The organism is Methanosarcina sp. UBA289, from assembly GCA_002496565.1.
GTDB lineage: Archaea > Halobacteriota > Methanosarcinia > Methanosarcinales > Methanosarcinaceae > Methanosarcina.
This window is the reverse complement of sequence record DAKJ01000027.1, coordinates 48,289-69,618: the sequence shown is the minus strand read 5'-3', so window position 1 is coordinate 69,618 and position 21,330 is coordinate 48,289. Positions and strand designations below refer to the sequence as shown.

The 21,330-nt window shown below is 40.9% G+C and carries 18 protein-coding genes; 12 read left to right on the top strand and 6 right to left on the bottom strand.

Annotation, left to right across the window (positions count from 1 at the left end; all coding sequences use genetic code 11):
* Positions 1–107: 107 nt before the first annotated feature.
* Positions 108–1,142, top strand: coding sequence for an AI-2E family transporter (locus tag BP549_RS14870; protein ID WP_292381942.1), 1,035 nt, complete (start codon positions 108–110; stop codon positions 1,140–1,142).
* 309 nt (positions 1,143–1,451) lie between these two features.
* On the opposite strand, the gene BP549_RS14865 is transcribed toward BP549_RS14870, so the two are convergent.
* Positions 1,452–1,598, bottom strand: a complete 147-nt coding sequence (locus tag BP549_RS14865; RefSeq protein ID WP_292381939.1) for a hypothetical protein — start codon at positions 1,596–1,598, stop codon at positions 1,452–1,454.
* A gap of 1,242 nt (positions 1,599–2,840) precedes the next feature.
* Between BP549_RS14865 and BP549_RS14860 the strand changes: the two genes are divergently transcribed.
* The 10 genes from BP549_RS14860 (at position 2,841) to BP549_RS14815 (ending at position 13,164) form a co-directional block, all read left to right on the top strand.
* A complete protein-coding gene (locus BP549_RS14860) occupies positions 2,841–3,869 on the top strand; it encodes an AI-2E family transporter (RefSeq protein ID WP_292381937.1) in 1,029 nt (342 codons plus the stop codon).
* Positions 3,870–4,643: 774 nt separating this feature from the next.
* Positions 4,644–5,150 carry a DUF1269 domain-containing protein gene (locus BP549_RS14855; RefSeq protein WP_292381934.1) on the top strand — a complete coding sequence of 169 codons (507 nt, stop codon included), beginning with the start codon at positions 4,644–4,646 and terminating at the stop codon, positions 5,148–5,150.
* A gap of 472 nt (positions 5,151–5,622) precedes the next feature.
* On the top strand, positions 5,623–6,927 hold the full coding sequence (locus tag BP549_RS14850) for an anaerobic sulfatase maturase (protein ID WP_292376168.1): 1,305 nt from the start codon (positions 5,623–5,625) through the stop codon (positions 6,925–6,927).
* 159 nt (positions 6,928–7,086) lie between these two features.
* The gene (locus tag BP549_RS14845; protein ID WP_292381932.1) at positions 7,087–8,577 is read left to right on the top strand and encodes an arylsulfatase; all 1,491 of its coding nucleotides are present in this window, start codon (positions 7,087–7,089) and stop codon (positions 8,575–8,577) included.
* Positions 8,578–8,715: 138 nt separating this feature from the next.
* Entirely contained in the window at positions 8,716–9,246 is a 531-nt protein-coding gene (locus tag BP549_RS14840) for an LURP-one-related/scramblase family protein (RefSeq protein ID WP_292376166.1), read from the top strand.
* Between the two features lie 157 nt (positions 9,247–9,403).
* Positions 9,404–9,964: a YqhA family protein gene (locus BP549_RS14835; protein WP_292376164.1), complete on the top strand. Its 561-nt coding sequence runs from the start codon at positions 9,404–9,406 to the stop codon at positions 9,962–9,964.
* Between the two features lie 194 nt (positions 9,965–10,158).
* A complete protein-coding gene (locus BP549_RS14830) occupies positions 10,159–10,788 on the top strand; it encodes a matrixin family metalloprotease (RefSeq protein ID WP_292376163.1) in 630 nt (209 codons plus the stop codon).
* Positions 10,789–10,932: 144 nt separating this feature from the next.
* Positions 10,933–11,631, top strand: a complete 699-nt coding sequence (locus tag BP549_RS14825) for a methyltransferase family protein (RefSeq protein WP_292381929.1) — start codon at positions 10,933–10,935, stop codon at positions 11,629–11,631.
* A 229-nt stretch (positions 11,632–11,860) separates the two neighbouring features.
* Positions 11,861–12,124: a hypothetical protein gene (locus BP549_RS14820; protein WP_292376159.1), complete on the top strand. Its 264-nt coding sequence runs from the start codon at positions 11,861–11,863 to the stop codon at positions 12,122–12,124.
* Between the two features lie 287 nt (positions 12,125–12,411).
* Positions 12,412–13,164, top strand: coding sequence for a CPBP family intramembrane glutamic endopeptidase (locus BP549_RS14815; RefSeq protein ID WP_292381927.1), 753 nt, complete (start codon positions 12,412–12,414; stop codon positions 13,162–13,164).
* Positions 13,165–13,233: 69 nt separating this feature from the next.
* Here the strand turns inward: BP549_RS14815 and BP549_RS14810 are convergent, their stop codons facing one another.
* From BP549_RS14810 to BP549_RS14790, 5 genes are all read right to left on the bottom strand, one after another.
* Positions 13,234–14,754 (bottom strand): aminoacyl-histidine dipeptidase, encoded by a 1,521-nt coding sequence (locus BP549_RS14810; RefSeq protein WP_292382011.1) that lies wholly within the window; start codon positions 14,752–14,754, stop codon positions 13,234–13,236.
* A 457-nt stretch (positions 14,755–15,211) separates the two neighbouring features.
* Positions 15,212–15,649, bottom strand: coding sequence for a universal stress protein (locus tag BP549_RS14805; RefSeq protein ID WP_292381924.1), 438 nt, complete (start codon positions 15,647–15,649; stop codon positions 15,212–15,214).
* 53 nt (positions 15,650–15,702) lie between these two features.
* A complete protein-coding gene (locus tag BP549_RS14800; RefSeq protein ID WP_292382009.1) occupies positions 15,703–17,424 on the bottom strand; it encodes an MFS transporter in 1,722 nt (573 codons plus the stop codon).
* Positions 17,425–18,093: 669 nt separating this feature from the next.
* On the bottom strand, positions 18,094–18,912 hold the full coding sequence (locus tag BP549_RS14795; protein ID WP_292381923.1) for a hypothetical protein: 819 nt from the start codon (positions 18,910–18,912) through the stop codon (positions 18,094–18,096).
* A 130-nt stretch (positions 18,913–19,042) separates the two neighbouring features.
* Entirely contained in the window at positions 19,043–19,363 is a 321-nt protein-coding gene (locus tag BP549_RS14790) for a hypothetical protein (protein WP_292381921.1), read from the bottom strand.
* 536 nt (positions 19,364–19,899) lie between these two features.
* On the opposite strand from BP549_RS14790, the gene BP549_RS14785 reads away from it, so the two are divergent.
* Positions 19,900–21,012, top strand: coding sequence for a hypothetical protein (locus BP549_RS14785; RefSeq protein ID WP_292381918.1), 1,113 nt, complete (start codon positions 19,900–19,902; stop codon positions 21,010–21,012).
* The last annotated feature ends 318 nt before the right edge of the window (positions 21,013–21,330 follow it).

Below are 21,330 nucleotides of genomic sequence, written 5' to 3'. Positions count from 1 at the left end.
GATGATTGGGGTGTAACCTCCCTATTAACATGTATTCTCCCTTGAGTCATATAGCTACTCTACCTCACTGCATAATGTGTGGCTGACAGTTTAATGAGTTGGAAATTATGAATGTAAACAGCAGTTCAATGCCAGCTAAAATTTTACTCTATAGCACGGCCTTTGTCGTTTTGACAATAGGAATGAGGGAGATAGCTTCCATACTTACCACTATCTTTTTCTCTATTTTCCTTGCACTGATCTTTATTCCGATTGTCCGCTGGATAAAACAAAAGGGGATTCCAAGTGGACTGAGTGTTATTTTGGTAATTTTGCTATTCACTCTAGTTATCCTGGTTTTTGGGGTAATAGTTCTCAAAGCAGCAATCCAGTTTGGAAGCCAGATCCCTGGTTATCAAGACCAATTAACTGCGTTATCAGATAATTTTGCAAAGTATATTCCTTCATACGGAAAATTTTCCGTGCAGTCAATTGCTCGCAGTATTGTTTCCGTCATGATTTCTCTCATGATAAGCATAGTTAACGGAATTGTGAACGCCGGGACAACAGCCGGAATCGTAATAGTCACAGCAGCATTTTTGTTAATAGATGCAGTCAATGCTCCTGAAAAACTAGATAAAGTGCTTGGAAAGCAATCTGAGCTTCAATTGAGGCTGAGTAAGTTTAGCAAGAAGCTGGTAAAATTTATTGTTATAAGAGCAGAAATTAACTTTATAACTGCTATCGCAATAGCTCTTCTTCTCTTTATCGGAGGCATCGATTATGCAATTCTCTGGGGAGTCCTTATATTTCTGCTAAGTTATATTCCGTATATTGGTCTGGTTATAGCTTCTGTTCCTCCCATAATGCTTGCGCTTTTCAAATATGGGCCTTTAGGTGCTCTCGGAGTCATTGTAATTATTATTGCTGTCGACGCACTTACAGAAAATGTTCTTTTCCCGTCGCTTATGGGAAAAGGACTGCAATTATCTCCTGCTTTTTTGTTTCTTTCTCTTATTTACTGGAATTTTGTACTTGGACTTGGAGGTGCTCTTCTTTCCATACCGCTTACAATAATTTTGAAGATTTTACTTGAGAGTTTTGAAGAAACCAGATGGCTGGCCAGATTAATGGGCCCAATCGAAGAGGTTGAAAAAGTTTAAGGAAATAGATTTCTGTAAGAGTAGACTTTTACGAAAGTGGACTTATATGGAAATAGACTTTATGAAAATAGACTTTTGTAAAAATAGATTTTCGTGAGATTAAATTTTGTGAAAATAGACTTTTGTAAAAATAGATTTCTGCAAAAGCAAGGTAACTACGAAACAGGACAAAAGGGGAATTAAATCGGGATATTTATGAAACCGCTTAAAAAGTTCCTGAGAAGAATAAAAGGCATAGGTAAATTAAAATCCATGTTTGTCACCTCTGAAAAACAGGGATTTCCCATACCTTAACAGGTAATTGAGCTGTTACCATGCTACCTTATATCCAAAAACCGTGTCTTGACATCCTTGGCACAGCCCGGAACTCTCAAATTCCTTGATAAACACTTCGTTTCTGAATTCGTTTTTGTCTACTTTTTCTGCACATAACGGACATGTACACTCTTCAACCATTCTAACTTTTCGTCGTAGTCTGAGTGATTTTAGAAAACTCTTTTTTTCCATCTTCATGTCTATCACCTCTACAATTTCATGATACAATATGCTGCTCCATAAAACCACCCAAAAATAAGAGCAATATAAGGGGTGGCTCAATTCTCTCGGCTTAAATGCCAAGTACGTTTTAGCATACGTATCAATAAACAATTATGGCTGCAATGTTTGCAGTAATGCTTCTATTCTTGTTTTGGGGTTTAGTTCGCGAATTTTTATAATGCAAAAGTAGTGTAGGGTTTTTCTAATGTTTCAACACTTTTTTTATAGATTTTATTCGCGTATATAATAATCTAGAAAAGCCAATATAAGTTTATTGGTTTTTTAAGTCCTTGACCTCACAACATCACAAATTAGTTCGATAAGTCAGTGGGATAATTTAATACTTGTTTTATGTAATTGATTTGAATAACCATAATATATATCTATGATTATTTCTGCTGTTGAAATTCAATAAAAAGTGGATTGGGATAAATTAAAAGATACTGTCTAATAAATTAAAAGATAATGTCTAAGGAAGATAGGTAAAGTCTTTTTACTTTTTATCGTTTAGTTATAAATATTGGACGTAGATTAGTTTTTCACATGCAAGATACTAACTCGCTTAAGAGCTATCTAACTGCCTAAAACAAAAAAGGAAGCTAATTGTGAGGCTCTTTGTAAGGCTCTTTGTGAGGTAGAAGAAACCATAACAGCTAATGGAAATTGGCTACGTAATGAGGATGCTGGCAAGATAGACACAGAAGATCAGAGTCGAATATAAAAAGCGAAGCGAGGATTAAGAATCGATTGTAGCGAGGGCTGGAAAATCAATGAGCCAAAGAAATATTTATCAAGCTCTAATTACCCAAGTTCATAGTTCTCTATAATATGATCTTCATCCGGTTCTGTAGAAATCCTTTAAATCCTATTTTTAAAGGAAAATTTTCTAAAAATAAGACTAGAAAATTGCTCTTTATTTTTTCCCCAAAAACTAATTCAAAAAACCGCCCGTAAATATAAAATAGAGATATCTTGGCCTATTATACTAGGAAAAGTACTTAAAGTAAAATAATTTGAATTCAGATCAAAATTACTTAGTCTTGTAATGTAAGAGTAAAACCGATTCGAAAAAGAATCATTAATCAGACCATAGTTTCTTAGAGAAGCTTTTATATTTCAACTAATAAGTTTTAACCAATATAAAGAATATCTGGGGCATACATGGATACCGATAATCAGTCTATACCAGTCAAAATTTTAATTTATAGTACCGCTGCCGTTATCCTGACTATCGGGATGAAGGAAATTGGAAGCATACTCGTGCCTATTTTTTTCTCAATATTTGCCTTTCTAATCTTTTCCCCCCTTGTTCACTGGCTACAGAGAAAACACGTACCTGGTTCGATCAGTGTAGGTCTGGTAATTTTTTTCTTTATCATCTTTGCTATTGTTGCAGTGCTCCTCGTTACAGGATCCTTACTCCAGCTCAGTAGCCAAATCCCAGGATATCAAACTCAATTTCTAGGTACTATTGAAGACATTGGGCATCATTTACCTTCATCAGGCCGATTTTCCTTTGAAGAAATTTTACGCGATATAGGTACATTTCTGTTGAGTTTGACTGCGGGAATCCTTACAGGAGCCTTAAATGCCGGAACAACAATTGCACTTATTGTTATCACGACAGCATTTTTACTTCTGGATGCTGCAGGTGCGCCAAAAAAGGTGGAAAGTGAGATTAAAGACCAATCATTCCTTATTTCACGGGTTACAGAATTTGGCAGAAGTCTGATAGATTTTATCCTAATAAGAACTGAAACTAACTTGATTGGAGGCATCGGAACTACCATACTGCTCCTTATCGGAAGAATCGATTTTGCAGTTCTCTGGGGTTTTTTAACCTTCCTTATGGGCTACATTCCTTATCTGGGATTTTTCCTTGCAGCTTTTCCACCTGTGCTGCTTGCACTATTTAAATATGGAGCCATAGGAGCTATTGTAGTGTTTGCTGGAATATGGCTGATAAACGTGCTTATAGAAAATATTCTTTTTCCATCCCTTGCAGGAAAGAGCCTTAAGTTATCTCCATCAGTTGTGTTTCTGTCTCTATTCTACTGGGGTTATGTGCTGGGTGGTTCAGGCGCACTTATAGCTATACCTCTTACAATGGTTGTGAAGATGATCCTGGAAAGCTCAGACAGTACGCGCTGGCTGGCAAAATTGATGGAATCAGGTGAAAATAAAGAGTGAAGTGAAGGAACGACCGGCCAGAATACATTTGAAATTTATGGGTCTAACAATTTAAAAATCTCCTTAAGTAATAATTGAGCCAGGAAATCTTAATCTTAGGGAATCTTAATCTTAATACTCGATAAAGTATGTAAATCTATATACAATAATATAAATAAAAACAAGAGTATACTATTAGCTTACTGAATTCTATCAGCTAGCCTGCTGAATTCTGTTGGTTTGCTTAATCCGAGCCTGCGGATTGGGGTTACAGGTTTGCAAAGAATATGTAGTGGGGAAATAATATTAAATTAGCATTAATTAGCCGAATAAAAAGCTTACATATTGTTTTCCGCATTATCGTACAGACAATTGACAAGTTTTTGCCTGCCTGGTCTGATCCTATGTGGGGAGTTAAAAAGGGAGATAGATCCCTATTTGTGACGGCAAAAGCTGCGATTGAAGGCTAACTTTTGATGGGGGCAAATAACAGCTTGACAGAAGTATATGACTGGCATAGAGTGCTTCATTTAGGCTTCCTGACATTGTACGTTCCTGAATATCCGATGTAGGTAGCTTTGAACTTCCCCTTTTCTTAAAGAACTTCTGCAAACCTGCAGTATCATCTGCAATACCGAAAAAAAAGCCTAAAAACATATGAAAATATTGTCTGCCCGGATATGAAGTCACACCTTTAGTGAACAGAGAATAACTGGGATAACAGTTCCGCATAAGTTCAAGGACATGAAAATAACGGCAAGTTGAATTCGCAAATAAATGAAGGGGGTTTGATTAATGACAACCTTAACAGTTCTTAAATTTGAAACCGCAGATGGTGCGGATAAAGCACTTGACATAGTAAAGGATTTGAACAAACAGCGTCTACTAAACCTTCATGATGCAGCTATAGTCACTTGGCCTGTGGGAAAAAAGAAGCCAAAGACCAAACAGTTACATGATTTAGCAGGTGCAGGGGCACTGAGTGGCGCTTTTTGGGGAATGCTATTCGGTCTGATCTTTTTTGTCCCGATAATTGGTCTGGCGGTCGGAGCTACTATAGGGGCACTGACAGGCTCAATGACCGATGTTGGAATCGATGACGAGTTTATCAAGTCAATTAGGAGCAAAGTAACTGAAGGCACTTCAGCTCTCTTTTTAATGACCAGCGATGCCGTGGAGGATAGAGTTTTTGATGCCATGAAGCCGTTAAAATTCGAGCTTATTGCTTCCAACCTATCCAAAGATGAAGAGGAAAAGCTACGTGAAGCATTTGCAGAAGAAGAAGCAGCTCCAGCATATTAAGCTTTAATCGAAAAAAAACGCCTATCAAAGAATGCATATATTCCGGGAAATCGGCTGTAAGGCAAGGACAACGATTCTTAAACAAAGTGAGTGAGGGAGAGGAGCAAAAAGTCAGTTCCTTTCCCTATTTTTATATATTTACCAGGAAACTCCAAAGCTGATAGGAGAATGGATACCATTTAATATCTCCGATTTTACTTGCGTTAGCCAGTGAGATACCTGTGATATGGGTCCATAGTCTCTGGTCACACCCGACTACCTGCTCTCTTTGGTTCACTGGCAAGATACAGTGCAACAGTGAACGTAAGTGGCAAGTTGTTTGAAGATAAGGAAACTAGGATGTAATTGTTATGATACAGCAATAAACAAAGATGAAGCGTTGTAGATCGTCATTGGAAAAACTTACCATTCAGATCTCGTTGAAAACTCAGAAAAATTCCCTGGTAGACAATCCTGAGAAAGGAGAGGGGAAATGACACAAAGTTATCTTCCATCCAGAATCCACGTGCTGGCAAAACCAACTGGAGCGATATGCAACCTGGCCTGCTCCTACTGCTTCTTTCTAGCTAAACAAGCACTCTACCCAAGCAGCAGATTCCGCATGTCAGACGAAGTTCTGGAGAATTACATCCGGCAGCTTATCAAAGCTCACCACAGCCCGCAGGTAACTGTTGCCTGGCAGGGGGGTGAACCTACCCTGATGGGAATAGATTTTTACCAGCGGGCAATCGAAATACAGGAAAAGTACAGAAAGCCAGGCATGACATTCGAAAATACGATGCAGACAAACGGTACGCTGCTGAACGGCGAATGGTGTCGCTTCTTTAAGGAAAATAACTTTCTCATTGGAATCAGTATCGACGGTCCTCGTGAATTGCACGATGCCTATCGAGTAGACAAAAAGGGAGAGGGGACTTTTGACCGGGTCATGCAAGGGCTTCGCATGTTGCAAAAACATGATGTGGAATACAACGTCCTGACAACAGTCAACCGAGTCAACGCTGACTATCCACTGGAAGTCTACCGCTTCCTTCGAGATGAAGCAGGGACAGACTGGATTCAGTTTATTCCGGTTGTAGAGCGAATCAATGAGGATGGATCTACTCTTTACCAGAAAGGAGAAACGATCTCGAACCGTTCTGTGCAGCCTGAACAACTTGGAAGTTTCCTGAGCCGCATCTTTGACGAGTGGGTAAGAAATGATGTGGGAAAGATATTCGTGCAGACTTTTGAAGCTTCTGCTCGCAGATGGCTTGGGATGCCTTCAGGCATGTGCGTTTTTGAAGAAACATGCGGTACTGGGCTTGCTCTGGAGCACAATGGCGATCTTTACTCATGCGACCATTTTGTGGAGCCTGACTACCTGCTGGGAAATATCATAGACGAAGAGATAAGCGAGCTTGCCGCCTCTGACAGGCAGTACAGGTTTGGGCAGAATAAACGCGATTTGCTGCCGCGTGTATGTCGTGAATGTGACGTGCTCTTCGCCTGTAGAGGGGAATGCCCAAAAAACCGATTTCTGGCTACCGCTGACTGCTCACAGGAACTGAACTACCTCTGTGAGGGCTGGAAAGCCTTCTTTCACCACATTGACTTTCCGATGCAGATTCTGGCAGGATTAATACGTAGAGGTTATCCGGCAGCAGAGATAATGCGAGTCCTTGCCCTGGAAGAAGCTTTTGAACGTGCCGGACGCAATGATCCCTGTCCCTGCGACAGCGGCCGAAAGTTTAAACGCTGTCATGGTCTCAGGAAAATAACGAGAAAAGGAAGATGAGAAGCAGGTAAATCAAGGGGTTCAGACGTAGTCTGGATCAATTATGATTGCGAGAAAAAACGGGTACAGTAAAGAAAAAATCAAATTATCTATCAAACTTCGGAAGGTTGCTTTAAATTGCCTACCGGGATATCAACCATTCTATTTGGGGGGTTAAGAATGGAAGAAAAGAAACCAAATATACTGGTCATCTGGGGAGACGACATCGGAATCACCAATCTTAGCTGCTACAGCGACGGGCTGATGGGATACAGAACACCAAATATTGACAGGATTGCTGATGAAGGCATCACGTTTACGGACTCTTACGGAGAACAGAGCTGCACTGCCGGCAGGGCGGCTTTTATCACAGGACAGAGTGTATTCCGTACAGGGTTGAGCAAGGTGGGAATGCCCGGAGCCAAAGTAGGAATTCAGCCTGAAGATCCTACAATTGCCGAATTACTCAAACCTCTTGGCTATGCGACTGGTCAGTTTGGAAAGAACCATCTCGGTGACCGGGACGAATACTTGCCTACCAACCACGGTTTTGACGAGTTCTTTGGCAATCTTTATCATTTAAATGCTGAAGAGGAACCTGAAGAACGAGATTATCCACCTGAAAAAGACTTTTCAAATTTCCGGAAGAACTATGGCCCCAGGGGCGTAATCCACAGCTATGCCGACGGCCGCATTGAGGATACCGGCCCGTTGACCAGAAAAAGAATGGAAGAAGTAGATCAAGAGTTTCTGGATGCTGCAATCGATTTTATTAAACGTCAACATGAGGCGGACAAGCCTTTCTTTGTCTGGTTCAATACTACAAGGATGCATTTTAGGACTCACATCCCGGACAGGATACGGGGACAGTCGGGACGCTGGCAGTCCGCATACCATGATGCCATGATTGAGCATGATCGGCAGGTAGGCGTGCTGCTTGATTTGCTGGATGAAATCGGCATTGTGGACGATACCATTGTTATCTACAGCACAGACAACGGACCACATATGAACTCCTGGCCCGATGCAGCTATGACTCCATTCCGCAACGAGAAAAACTCCTGCTGGGAGGGAGCTTTCCGTGTTCCTGAAGTAATGCGCTGGCCTGGCAAGATCCCGGCGGGCACAATTTCTAATGAGATTGTGAGCCACCTGGACTGGCTTTCCACTTTGCTTGCCGCAGCAGGAGAACCGGATATTAAGGAGAAGCTTAAAAAAGGCTACAAAGCAGGAGACAAAACTTTCAGGGTACATCTTGATGGCTATAACCTGCTGCCCTACCTGATCGGGAAGGAGCAGAAATCACCCAGGATTGAGTTCTTTTACTTCTCAGACGATGGAGACATGGTAGCTTTGCGGTACGACAACTGGAAAATGATCTTTTTGGAGCAGCGCGCCGTCGGTACGCTTCTGGTCTGGGCTGAACCTTTTGTCCCTCTGCGTGTACCAAAAATATTCAACCTGCGCACTGACCCATTTGAAAGGGCGGATCAGACCTCAAACACCTACTACGACTGGCTGCTAGATCACGCGTTCCTGGTGGTGCCAGCCCAGGATGTAGTAGGAGAATTTTTGGAAACGTTTAAAGAATTTCCTCCGCGCCAGAAGGCGGCAAGCTTTACCGTTGATCAGGTACTGGAAAAGCTTTTGCAGGGAATCGGGAGCACCTGACAGTTGAAGTCCTCTATCTGGAAAATTATACTCCTTCAAGGTAATGCTCAGTAATATGAGTATCCTTCTCTGATCTATAAAAAATGAATAAATACCGCAAAGGCAGGTAAGTTAATGTAGTAAACAAAGGGAGTGGTTTTGATTAGGCGAATCATGGGTGGTCTCAGGAGCCATGGAGAAGAAGGCGTACAACGCTACAAAATGCACGAAAAACTTGTTACCATAGGAGATGACTACTGGATAGAAAACGAAGCTGGGGAGAAAGCATTCTATGTGGACGGTAAAGCTCTTCGCATACGCAATACCCTAATTATCAAAGATATGCAGGGAAATGAACTGTATAAGCTCAAGGAGAAGCTTCTCAGGATAAAGGATACGATGGACATCCAGGATGCGGGAGGTGAAACAGTCGCGACGATCAAAAAAGCTCTGATCACTCCTCTGCGAGACCGCTGGAAAGTTGAAGTGTCGGGAGGACCTGAAATGGATGTCCAGGGCAATATCCTGAACCACGAATACGATATTGAAGTCGAAAAGAAAAAAGTTGCAGAGGTCTCTAAAAAGTGGTTCCGGATAAGAGATACCTATGGAGTGGAAGTTTCTCCAGGACAGGATGCTGCCCTGGTTCTTGCAATTGCTGCGGCACTTGACCAGATGGCGCATGACTGAAAAAAGATGTGGAAGAGAAGAATGGTTGAGACAGTTTCCTTTTTGAACTTCCTTGGAACTATTGGTGTCCTTGCGACTTCCGCCTTACAAGATGTCCTCTTGTAATAAATATGGCAATGAATGAAAAAAGAAAGACAAAACAAGGAGGAGCCTGCCAGTGAAAGTTGTAAGATTTATTGCAGGAATGCGTTTTTTCGTGTTGATCCCAGTGATAGGGTTGGCAATTGCTGCTTGCACCTTATTTGTTAAAGGCGGCATAGATATTGTTCACTTTGTGGGAGAAGTCATTACTGGAATATCAGAAGCAGGTCCAAAAGAGAATATTATTGTTGAAATTGTGGAGACTGTCCACCTTTTCTTAGTTGGTACGGTACTATTTCTTACGTCTTTCGGGCTCTACCAGTTGTTTGTTCAGCCCCTAACTTTACCAGAATGGGTGAAAGTAAATAGTATTAAAGAGCTAGAACTGAACCTCGTGGGGCTCACTGTTGTTGTACTTGGGGTTAATTTCTTGAGCGTTATCTTTGAACCGGAAAAAATAAATTTAGCAGTATATGGAGTAGGCTACGCTTTACCTATTGCAGCCCTGGCTTACTTCATGAAAGTTCGTTCGCAGATGAGCAAAGAGAGTAGTGAAGGGGAACAACCGAAAACCATAGGGGAAGTGACCTCTATGAACAGTGAATCAAACTGGTTAGCAAACGAAAAAAAAGACTGAAATCAGATCAGTTATCTCACTTTTCTCCTCTACATATTGCTCTTAATATGCCTGTGTTAAATCAGCAGTTGCCTTTAAGTTCGTTTTGTTGATAATATTGTTTAAGTTCTCAGGATCATTTAAATAACAATATAGAGAGGTAGGTTTATATCACCCGAGACAGTACGTCTGGAATAAGATTACTCTTTTTACTGTTGTCGACGGTACTTATTTTACCCATAGCTCCGGCAGCTTCCGAGTTTAATTATCCAAAAATTTTAGATCATCCGTGGGATCATTCCCCTATCACCGTGTATATAGATAACAAAAGTGTACCTCCACACTATAGTCCTACTTATTACGCACAGGTACAAAAAGCCCTGAATTACTGGGCAGAAGGAGGAAACGGAAAACTGGATTATACTCCCGTTTTTAAAATTGTGGATTCCGAAAAAGCTGACATCAGGATAAGATGGGCCGAAAATCTGCAGACAGATGAGAGTGTTCCTGCTGGAGCTGCAGGCGATACAATTCCATTCATTGTCAACGGGCGATTTATACGCGTAGATATAACGCTTGGAGTCGGATATTCTCAGTGGGGAGAATGGGTTTCTTATAGTGATACTGCAATGCTTGCCATTACAAAGCATGAATTGGGGCATGCTCTGGGTTTAGATCACAGCAATGACAAGCAAGACATTATGTATCCAACCAATGAGCAGATAAATAACACAAACCCTATTCTAAGTAGGTACGGTTCACTTTTGCTTTTTGCAGTTTACGCCGTTCTTGCTATTGTCGTCTTCCTCTCTGTAAACTACATATTAGGACGTGTTACTAAATGAGAAATTATATTATAATCCATTGTGGCTTTTTTCAACATGCATCGCTGACTTTTCAGAGAGGTTCTAAGCTGGATTGTTAACTTGTATTGAAATTCTGCTAATGCTTTGGGGACTTCTAAGCGCATGAATTGAGGAGTTAATTAAATGAATACTGATAACACAGTCACTTATAGTCTAAAAATGAAAACTCTGCTTGGTTTTGTAGAGCTTATTATCATTATCGGTTTATTCCTTTTTGTTCCTGCAGGTTCATTTAATTTCTGGCAAGCGTGGGTTTATTCAATTATATTTGTTGGGTCATCAGCAGCGATTACTTTTTACTTATGGAGAGTAAACCCTGAACTTCTGGCTCGTAGGGTTAATGCTGGACTAGGTGCTGAAAAGGAAAAAACTCAGAAGATTATACAGCTCTTTTCCTTCATACTGTTTATTGCCTTTCTCGTTATTTCCGCATTTGATCATCGTTTTGGTTGGTCGCATGTTCCTTTCTACATTGTCATCCTGGGCGATATTCTCGTAGTTATGGGATTTTTTCTACTTTTTCTCGTTTTCAGAGAAAACGTTTTTGCATCCGCAATCATCGAAGTAACCGCCGGTCAAAAAGTAATAACAACTGGACCGTATAGCGTAGTACGCCATCCATTGTATGTTAGTGGTCTCGTTATGATGTTAGGTACCCCTCTCGCGCTTGGTTCATGGTGGGGTTTACTTATATTTATTCCCTTTACGCTGGGAATTATCTGGAGACTTCTTGATGAGGAAAAGTTTCTATCTAAAAATCTAGCAGGCTATAAAGAATACTGTCAAAAAGTTCGCTATGGGTTAATCCCATTTTTGTGGTAGGTATTGCATCAGTTATAGTCAACTCAGTAATTAATCAGGACTTACACACTTGCTGGTGGACTCTGGAAAACATTGAGGAATTGAAGGGGTTGCTCAACTAAGAATTACAAGTACCTTATCATATGAAACGAATTTTCATTTCAGTCGAATCTTCGTTTATTGCAGTAGTGCGAGCCAGCGTAAATTTGATTATTGCAAGATATGTATCATAAAAGGGGTTTAAGGTACCATGGTGAATATTAGTGTTAAGCGAGTTTCAAAAGAGAAGTTACAGCAGGAAGTTGAAGACCATATTGTTTCTGGGTGGAAGCTTAAACGGCATAATGAAAATGTAGCCATTTTAACCAAACCTGGTGGGTGGGGTTCTGGGGCTGGTCATATATTGGTATTCTTATTAACTGCCTGGTTGACTATTTTTATTGGTAATTTCATTTATGCCTTATATTCTAGACTTACTTCCGGTAGCGAATTGCAGATTAAAGCTGATAATTAAATTGGATTTGTGCAGTTTCTGCGATTCAAATACACACTAGTGTCTCGTCAATCCTCAATGATTCAATGATTAAGAGTAATTGCAATAGATTTTGTACGTCATTTTACTGTTTACGCGACACTAGCCAAACTTTAGATGAGGCGTCACTCGCCTGATAGGAATCCGATGCCGGTGTATATCACAATCAGGTAATAGCGATAGTGATAACCTACTAGTAGTGATGACCTGGTGGCAGTAACAAAACTCCGGAAAAAAGGAGATTGCCGAATCAGAGTGGAGAAAATAAAATGAATATATCAAGAAAACCCTGGCCTATTTCACTGGCAATATTTACAATCTGGCTGATTGTTGTTGTGGGAGGAGGGCTGCTGCAGGTTAGAGGCCAGCCCACTCAACTTGATGAATTGGTTAAAAGTCAGCTTATTTTTGGAGTGATTGTTGCAGTAGTCTTTTTGACTGGGGTAATCACTTATTTAAACTGGTGGGATCAGATTGGATGGAAAGGCCTGAATAATTCACGAAATATGCACCTGTTGTGGTTACCAGCCATATTTCTTTTCTTCCTGCTAGTGAATATTTTATTTAGAGGCCTGCCGCCAACTCGAGTACTTTTAATTATAATCATCAATACCTTGATGGTAGGCATCAGTGAGGAGTTGATGTTTCGGGGTATATTATTTCATGGGGTCTCGTCATCATTTGGGATCTGGCGTGCAGTGTGGATCACGGCAATTGTTTTCGGTTCGGTTCATACCTTAAATGGCTTAATAACCGGAGACTTTAAGGCAAGTGTAATCCAGGCTTTTTTTGCAGGTATGTTTGGGGTCTGGACAGTAGCTTTGCGGGTCCGCCTCGACACAGTAATTCCGTTAATCATCATTCATTGGCTGTGGGATTGCCTGGCATTTCTAACAGATTCTTCTGAGGGGCTGGTGTTGTTATCCTTTTCGTTTATTCTGTTCTTTTATGGTATCTGGCTATTACGAAACTGTCGACACAGCAGGCTAGATTTGCAAGGAGAGTTATCTCTGTCTGGATAATAAGTACCAGCTGCTTGACCAGGCAAAATATTTTCAAATGGACCTTGCCGCTGAAAAAAAAGCCCCATGTCAGCAGTAAGCTTTAAGCAGGTTCTCAAGGAAAATCCAGACTTTCTCAATCGAAGGAATAAAGATTCTTTCTGAAGGACAATGCGGATCTATGATTGTCGGCCCAAAAGAAACCATTTCCATGTCTTCATGAACCGAACCGATTATTCCGCATTCAAGCCCTGCGTGAATTACTTTAATCTCAGGCTCTTTTCCAAAGGTCTCGGTATAAACATGCTTACATTTCAAGAGCAGTTCGGATTTCAGATCAGGTTCCCAGGCAGGATATCCGGGCTCATGTTCAACCCATGCGCCTGCTAGTTTTGCGACGGCTTCCACCTTTCCGCTAATTTCAGCCAGCCTGGGATTATTTGAACTGCGCTGGCTTGATACTATCATTATTTCATTTTCAGCCGTTCGTACCGTTGCAAGGTTATTTGAGGTTTCGACAAGTCCCTGAATGTTCTCCGACATCCTGTAAACTCCATGAGGCAGTCCTAGAATTAGCTCGATCAGCTTCTCTTCGGTCCCGGCCGAAAAAAGCCGAATATTAGACATTTCATCTCTTAAGATCTTGTTTTCTGCAACTTCAAAGATCATTTCCCTGTTAATTTCTTCAAGATTCAAAGTAAGATTAGGATCGGTTTTTGAATATTCAGCCTTAAATGCCTGCCTGAGATCTGACACGGCTTTCTCGGCCTTTTCGAGTTTTTCCCTGTAGACTGCCATAAAAGTTTCTGCGGTGCTGGGAATTGCATTATGGACACTACCTCCATTTAGCAGGACAATCCTTACATTTTCTGCCCCTATCTTTTCCTTTAAGCCTGCCAGTGCTAGGGAGAGCAATTGTATTCCATTTGCGCGCTGCTTATTGATTTCAACTCCAGAATGTCCGCCTTCCAGTCCTTCAACCGAGAGTCTGAAAAACTTGAATAAATATTCTTTTTCAGTGTCAAGTAATTCCCATTCAACAGGAAGTGTGATCAATGAATTCTGTCCGCCTGCGCACCCTATTACGAAAACGCCTTCTTCTTCGGAGTCAAGATTAAGAAGTACCTTTCCTTCAAAGAAACCAGCCTCAAGTCCCCTTGCTCCAGTTAAACCTGTTTCCTCGTCTACTGTAAAAAGTAGCTCAAGAGGTGGATGTCCGATTTCTCCTTTTTTTCCTGCTTCTGCCAGTACTAGCCCAAGTGCAAGTGCAATCCCGTTATCCGCACCTATGGAAGTTCCTTCTCCCCGCATCCAGTCTCCATCGCAAATACACCTCACAGGATCTTTGGAAAAGTCGTGTTCTGAATCTTTACATTTCTCGCAGACCATATCCATATGCCCCTGCAGGATGAGTGTGGGAGAGTTCTCGTATCCAGCTGTTGCCGGGGCTTTAATAAGCACATTGTTTAAGGAATCAGCTCTTACCTCAAATCCTTTAGATCGGCCCCACTCCTGTAGCCAGATGGAAATCTGTTCTTCATACTTTGAACGTCTCGGGATTTTATTGATCTCCTCGAAGACTTCGAGGATCTGTTGAGTTTTCGGGTGCATAAGGATCAATTTTTATTTTTCCTGGGTTATTTATGGGATTATCTAGATTGTTTTTAGGGTTTTTTTAGAGTATTATCAAGTTTTTATTAGGACTGTTATTAGGTTGTTACTAGTTTAGTTTACGGAATCACTTATTTTTATAATTAATTGAAAACCGTCATGTAGTTTGAATAAGCCTGAACAATATCTCTCAAAACTAGTCTGAACAATATCTCAAAATTATATTGCCAAATTTAATCTAGAACTCCAGAGTCCTTTAGCCTTAATCTTTTTATTTGCTTTTCGGCTTTGTAGAAGTCCTAAATTGTAGATCTTTAGAAAAAGGTTTTAGATTAAGAGCTATATAAAAACCCTCCAATTTATGAACTATTTAATCTATGAAATGGATTGTAGCGCCGGTTTTCCGGGTTGAAGTAAACCTAAAGGAAACGGGTTTATGAAGAGTTTTTACAGAACTTCATTTTCTACTTCTTATCGTCAATACCGGACAAACAGCAGTTCTTATAACCTCGTCGGCAACGCTGCCTAACAGAAATCTTTCAATGCCACTTTTACCCTGTGTTCCGACAATAATAAGATCAACTTTTTTTTGTTCTGCAAATCCAGTGATTACATGTGCCGGTCTACCAGATAGTATGAAGGTTTCCAGATTCACACCCTGTGCAGTTTCTTTTACCCAGTTGACCGCTTTTTCTCCCTCGTCCCTGATTCTTCTGTAAAGATCCTCTGAAATTGGAACTTCAATAGCGGATTTCATGAGGCTTTCGTCCATTACATAGATGGCGTATACTGTGGATCCGCATGCGCGGGCAATTTTTACTGCTTCTTCAACCGCGGATTTATTTTTTTCAGATCCATCAGTTGCTATCAGTATTTTTTCGAATAACTTCATCATTAATTCACCCACTCATAATGTTAGCTTGAAAATCTGGATTGATATCTCAATTGTCACTGGCTTTTTTGCTGTTTCTGCTCTTCTATTGGATTTTCATCAGTCTCCCCATTAATCTTATGCATGTGCGTTGGACCGCGCATTGCTGATAGAACTGTAGCAGTGATAGAGAGGATTGCACCGATATAAAAGGACAATCGCAGAGAAGGCATAAATGCCTGTGCGAGGGTGGTCGGGAACCAGGTTGTACCGGTTAGGATCTTTATGGTCTCCGGGCTGATTGTAGCGACGACTGACTGAGGCACTCCAGCGAGGATAGTACTGACCGGATTATATCCCAGAAACGCTGCAAATAATGCACCGGTAGGAGGGATTTCACTCATTGGAGCAATGAGATTTGAGGCACCGACTTCTGTCAGTGATATTGCTAGTTCCTGAGGAAATAATCTCGTCAGGCTGACAATAACAATTGTAAAGAACATAGCCATAGAGGTAACCATGCCGCTATTCTGCAGCATTGCTCTCATTCCCGATGCAACACCCCGTTCATCAGAAGGCACGGAATTCATAATCGCTGCGATATTCGGTGCACCGAACATGCCGTTTCCCAGGCCCATGATAAGGAGAGCAACAGCAAAGATTGGGTAATCGAAATCATATGGCAGTTCAGCCAGTATCAAAAATGAGATGGTGGTAAGGAGAAGACCAGACGTCGCGAACAGTCGGGAACCATATTTATCGGAGAGCCAGCCCGAAAGGGGTCCCATAATCACAAAGCCAGCAGTTAAAGGCAGCATGAAAATCCCTCCCCAAAGGGGTGTCGACTCATAACTATAGCCGTGGAGCGGCAGCCATATGCCCTGAAGCAGCATGATTAACATGAACATCATGCCGCCGCGGGCTATCGCGTTCAAAAATCCAGCTATGTTCGCAAAGGAAAACATCCGGCTCTTAAAAAGGCTTAGTCGGAACATCGGATCCTCTACACGGCTCTCTATTATTGGAAATACAATTAAAAGAACAATCCCGATAAATAACGATGTCATTACCCAGGGATCACGCCATCCCATAGGATCTTGCTCGTATGGAAGCAAAGCATATGTAATACCAATCAAAAAGATTGTAAGGCCACCTAAAAATGCTAAATTTCCCCATACATCTATTTTCTTGGTCTTTTCTGGTAAATTAGTCTCCTTGAGCTTAATGTAAGCCCATACAGTACCCAGGATCCCAACTGGCACGCTTACAAGAAATACGTATCGCCAGTGATAGAAGGCGAGTATGCCTCCAAGGATGAGTCCAATGAACTGTCCTGAGAGAAACGCAACCATATTCAGTCCTAATGCTTTGCCTCGTTCATTTTCCGGGAAAGCATCTGTGAGAATCGCTGCGCTATTGGAGTAAGTAAATGATGCACCGACCGCCTGGACAAGTCTGAAGACAATTATTTCGATTGCTCCCGCATCACCAGTATCAGGAGTGAGATAAAGCAGGATTGAACCAAGAGTAAAAATAGCAAATCCGACATTATAAAGCCTAACTCTGCCATACATATCAGAGAGTCGGCCGAAACTAAGAAGAAGCGTTGCAGTGACCAGGTTATACCCCATAAGCACCCAAATCAGATACTGAAATGAGGTTAGAGGATCAATATTAATACCATCGAAGATAGCTGGCAGCGAAATGAGAATAATACTCCCATTAACGGATACCATGAACATCTCGATAGTCGTAATTGAAAGCACGATCCATTTATAGCCAATGCCTTTATGCTGCATGCCTGCTGGGTTTTTTACACCTTGACTCCCTGTCAGTAATGACATAATTCTCATAATCATTAAATCCCACTAGCCTCCTCTTGGTGTATTCATCAAACGCCGGAAGTGAGTTCAGAATTATGTAGGAATAACAGAGAAATTCTACTGTTCACTGCTCTTAGTAACTCGCCCCCTTATTTTTTCGAGTCCCCGTATCCTGAAGATTAAAACCTCAAAAGTGGCACTTTTTTATATCCTAAAAGATAAGCACATCCACTGTTTAGGCTTCAAAACATATCCCACGTAAGTAGACAGATGATAATACTAGACCTATAGTGTTTGTAATAATAGTAATAACCTAATAGTTGTTTTAAGTTTGTACTCGTTTGTAGACTCGTGGATTGCTAGTGAGATTGACAGTAAATAGTATACTGGCTTTATTCTATGATTAACAGAGAGTAGAATGACAAAAAGGGACAAAATATGAATAAATGCTGATAACAGCACTGATTTATCTTACTGATGTTATTCACAAACAAAGTTCGATGGTCAAGTTATGGTAAATTACCTAAATAAAGGATCATACCAAGTTACCTAAATTAAAAAATTGGGCGTTATTTGACGCCCTCTCTGAAAATTAAAGACTACATTCCTGTATTTAAATTAAGTGATATACTATAGGAGTTTTCATCAGGGATGCGGCATCATTTTTTCTCTTTGCGGAGCAATTACTTTTTGTGTCCTATCGGCTAACTGGCGCTTAAACTGTTTGACGTTTTCTGCCTGATCCCGTTTAGCTAGCTCACTGTTCGCTTTGCTGACGACCTCTTCACTTGGCACGCCAGCTCCATTCACTTTCCACTGGAACTTGAAACTGGACCATTTATCGGAGAGCTCACTGAGCCGTTTGTATTCCATATTCGAAGGCATGATGTCAAGCTGCTCATCGATTACCTTATTTACATAATCTTTATTCGGCTCGAAAACGACCAGTGGTTCGATAACATCAGCCTTTATGATATCTCTGATATCCCTGCCTTCGTACTTTTCAAGGAGGCTGGCACAGCCCTGGAAGTGCGAAATCTCCATTTTTGCAAAATCTTCCCAGATTGCTTTTATTCTTGGATCGGTTTCGGTCTGGGCGCAGGATAAATAGATATAAGCTTCACATAGCTGCATGAGTGTGGACTTTTCGAGCATTGTTTCATGCGGGTCACCGAGCAGCCCGTACTGTGTCACGTGCTGTTCTTCAACGTCGGCAATCTCGGAGTAAAGTTGCCTTGCAAGTTCGTCAGAATACATGAAACCGTGGGATTTGTAGAATAGCTCGGTCTGCTGCTCGCCTGCAACAATGGTGAGATAGTTCATCTTGGTTTTGATGTCAGCCGTATCTTTATCATAATGTTTGCGCATTGTGTCGTCAGGATGACGGTGGTGGGCAATTGTCGGTCTTGCGGCTTTTATCTCAGTTTTGCCCTGAACAATAGACTCAGGATCTCCTCCTTCCATGTAATCATAAAGGCAACTGTAGCGGTAAAGGTGGTCGAAGTCCTCAAGCAGGGCAAAGTCCAGCGTCTGCTTTACATATGGATCCAGTTCATTTTTGGCAAGATTTGCAGTGAGATCAACAGCTACCTGTTCATAACCAAGTGTGGTCTCTATAATAGTCTGTAATAGTCTGGTTAGCAGGATTTAGCCAGTTAACCGTCTGCTGCTGCATTGAATCCGCACGCCTCATCGCTGCCATCTGACGTTTAACTTCCGGATCGACAGTCATTCGCTCCATCGCATGCGACATAAGAACCGAAGCATTCTCAATTCCGTTCATCAAGATTACCCGGGTTCGAGTGTATGTATCGACAGATTTTTTGTAATAAGGAGGTTTGACAATATCCTTCCAGTTCATAAACTGCTCTTCTATCGGAATATTATCCATTTCAAAAGGTCTGAATTGTGCCATTACCGTTTCCCCCAGATCTTTTACCAGTTCTGGCCTTTTATATAATATCAACACCTGGCATAACTCTAGTTGCCGAGTACAGAACTCTACAAAGAGCGAGGCCATTCCCTTTTGCCACAACATCTTCTCAGCAGAGTACCCCCACATATCTGCAATAATTTCCGTCCTGAGCTTCAATAACCTCGGCTGCAGGCAAGAGGACTGGCATCTAGCTGGCCCTATTTAATTTGAATTAATTGGATATATCTATAAATCCGACCTATAAAAATCAATCATATAATATGTTTGAGATGAGTATCTCGGTCTCAATATGAAAAATAATAATCAAGCAATAGAAAGCTGTACAAATAATAAAAACAATATAATAAACAAGAGTATATTACTAATTTGTTAATTCAAACTTAGATAAGGATGCTAATGTTAGTGTATTAATTCAAGCTTATAATACTGATTTCCGGTCAACAGTCTGGCTCGACAGACTTACCAGGCCAGGAAATAGGACATGAGAATTCCTGTAGGATAGGGGGCAGGTTTGCGTGCCGGATACGTTGGCTATGCTGGTTTCCTGGGCTGTAGTTATATTACGTTTCGTTATACCGCTCTTTATTCCCAGATACCCTTTACCCGCAGTAATAGCTTCTATGATCCTTGATACCGTAGATCAGACAATTTTCCAGCAGTTTACGAGCCTGCCTCTTGAAGGCTACCAGGAATACGATAAGGCTCTTGACATTTATTACCTTGCAATTACGTATCTTTCAACCCTGCGAAACTGGTCAAACCTTTTTGCATTCAAATTAAGTCGTTTTCTTTTTTACTACAGGTTGATAGGTGTAACTCTTTTCGAGATTACACAACTACGTGAGCTACTGCTGATTTTTCCTAATACCTTTGAATACTTCTTTATTTTTTATGAGTTTGTCCGCCTTAAGTGGGACCCAAAAGTGCTTACAAAAGACAAATTGATCACCACTGCAGCTTTTATCTGGATCTTTGTCAAGCTACCACAGGAATACTGGATACATATAGCCAGAATAGATACAACCGACTGGATAAAAGATAATCCATTAAATTTGATAATTGTTATTGGCTGGGCCGTTATCCTTATTTTTCTAGCTTGGTGGCTTCTGCGGGACCTGCCCCCTATGAGGTCCGGCTTAACAGTTGCTGCCAGTTACAGAAATTTCCCTTTTGACGGACCTTTAGCTAAGAAGGTAATAGATAATTACACGAGCAAGAAATTTTTTGACAACTTCATCAATTATGAGTTGATCGAGAAAATTTTGTTGGTTTCCCTCCTGAGCATAATTTTTGCCCAGGTACTTCCAGATGTACGGGCAAGCAACTTTCAGGTTGCAATCGGGGTATCTCTTCTCATTATAATAAATACCGAATTGAGCCAGTGGCTTTCCAGGCGTGGGGCTCAATGGAGGTCTATTATCCAGGAGTTCATAGTAATGTCTATTGTAAATTTTGGAATTGTCCTTATGTTTCATGTCCTGATAGCCAGGTACGAAGGCTCAATAAATCTCTTTGGCACTCTATTCTTCCTTTTTCTCCTTACCCTGAATGTTACCCTGTATGATAAATACCGGAGGTCGCAAATCTGGAGTCAGGCAGAGTCAGCTATTTTTGCAGGTCAAAAGTGAAAGAGTAAGAAATTGTGAGTTATATTCTTTTGAATCCTAAACAATTACTGCCGGATCGGAACAATTGATGGTACTTAATCAGTGCAAAGTACTCACAAACGTACAAAAAAATCACTCATCAAACCGATATTGGCGCCAAATAAATTATATTTTGAATTAATAGGATAGATGATTATTTATAAGACCACGTTTATATACGACTCTTTATATAACTGAAAAATTATAAAAGTGCCGCCTACAAAAAGAATTTAAAGCTAGGAAAAAAATAATAAAGTAATAATTGGAATAGAAACTTTTGACTTTACACCCGAATTATCA

Bases quoted from the DNA above. Each gene is read 5' to 3' on its own strand.
- BP549_RS14805 (WP_292381924.1), bottom strand. From the start codon at position 15,649: ATGATGAAGTTATTCGAAAAAATACTGATAGCAACTGATGGATCTGAA.
- BP549_RS14800 (WP_292382009.1), bottom strand. From the start codon at position 17,424: ATGCAGCATAAAGGCATTGGCTATAAATGGATCGTGCTTTCAATTACG.
- BP549_RS14810 (WP_292382011.1), bottom strand. From the start codon at position 14,754: ATGCACCCGAAAACTCAACAGATCCTCGAAGTCTTCGAGGAGATCAAT.
- BP549_RS14815 (WP_292381927.1), top strand. From the start codon at position 12,412: ATGAATATATCAAGAAAACCCTGGCCTATTTCACTGGCAATATTTACA.
- BP549_RS14855 (WP_292381934.1), top strand. From the start codon at position 4,644: ATGACAACCTTAACAGTTCTTAAATTTGAAACCGCAGATGGTGCGGAT.
- BP549_RS14850 (WP_292376168.1), top strand. From the start codon at position 5,623: ATGACACAAAGTTATCTTCCATCCAGAATCCACGTGCTGGCAAAACCA.
- BP549_RS14825 (WP_292381929.1), top strand. From the start codon at position 10,933: ATGAATACTGATAACACAGTCACTTATAGTCTAAAAATGAAAACTCTG.
- BP549_RS14790 (WP_292381921.1), bottom strand. From the start codon at position 19,363: ATGGCACAATTCAGACCTTTTGAAATGGATAATATTCCGATAGAAGAG.
- BP549_RS14845 (WP_292381932.1), top strand. From the start codon at position 7,087: ATGGAAGAAAAGAAACCAAATATACTGGTCATCTGGGGAGACGACATC.
- BP549_RS14820 (WP_292376159.1), top strand. From the start codon at position 11,861: ATGGTGAATATTAGTGTTAAGCGAGTTTCAAAAGAGAAGTTACAGCAG.
- BP549_RS14865 (WP_292381939.1), bottom strand. From the start codon at position 1,598: ATGGTTGAAGAGTGTACATGTCCGTTATGTGCAGAAAAAGTAGACAAA.
- BP549_RS14795 (WP_292381923.1), bottom strand. From the start codon at position 18,912: ATGGAAGGAGGAGATCCTGAGTCTATTGTTCAGGGCAAAACTGAGATA.
- BP549_RS14860 (WP_292381937.1), top strand. From the start codon at position 2,841: ATGGATACCGATAATCAGTCTATACCAGTCAAAATTTTAATTTATAGT.
- BP549_RS14870 (WP_292381942.1), top strand. From the start codon at position 108: ATGAATGTAAACAGCAGTTCAATGCCAGCTAAAATTTTACTCTATAGC.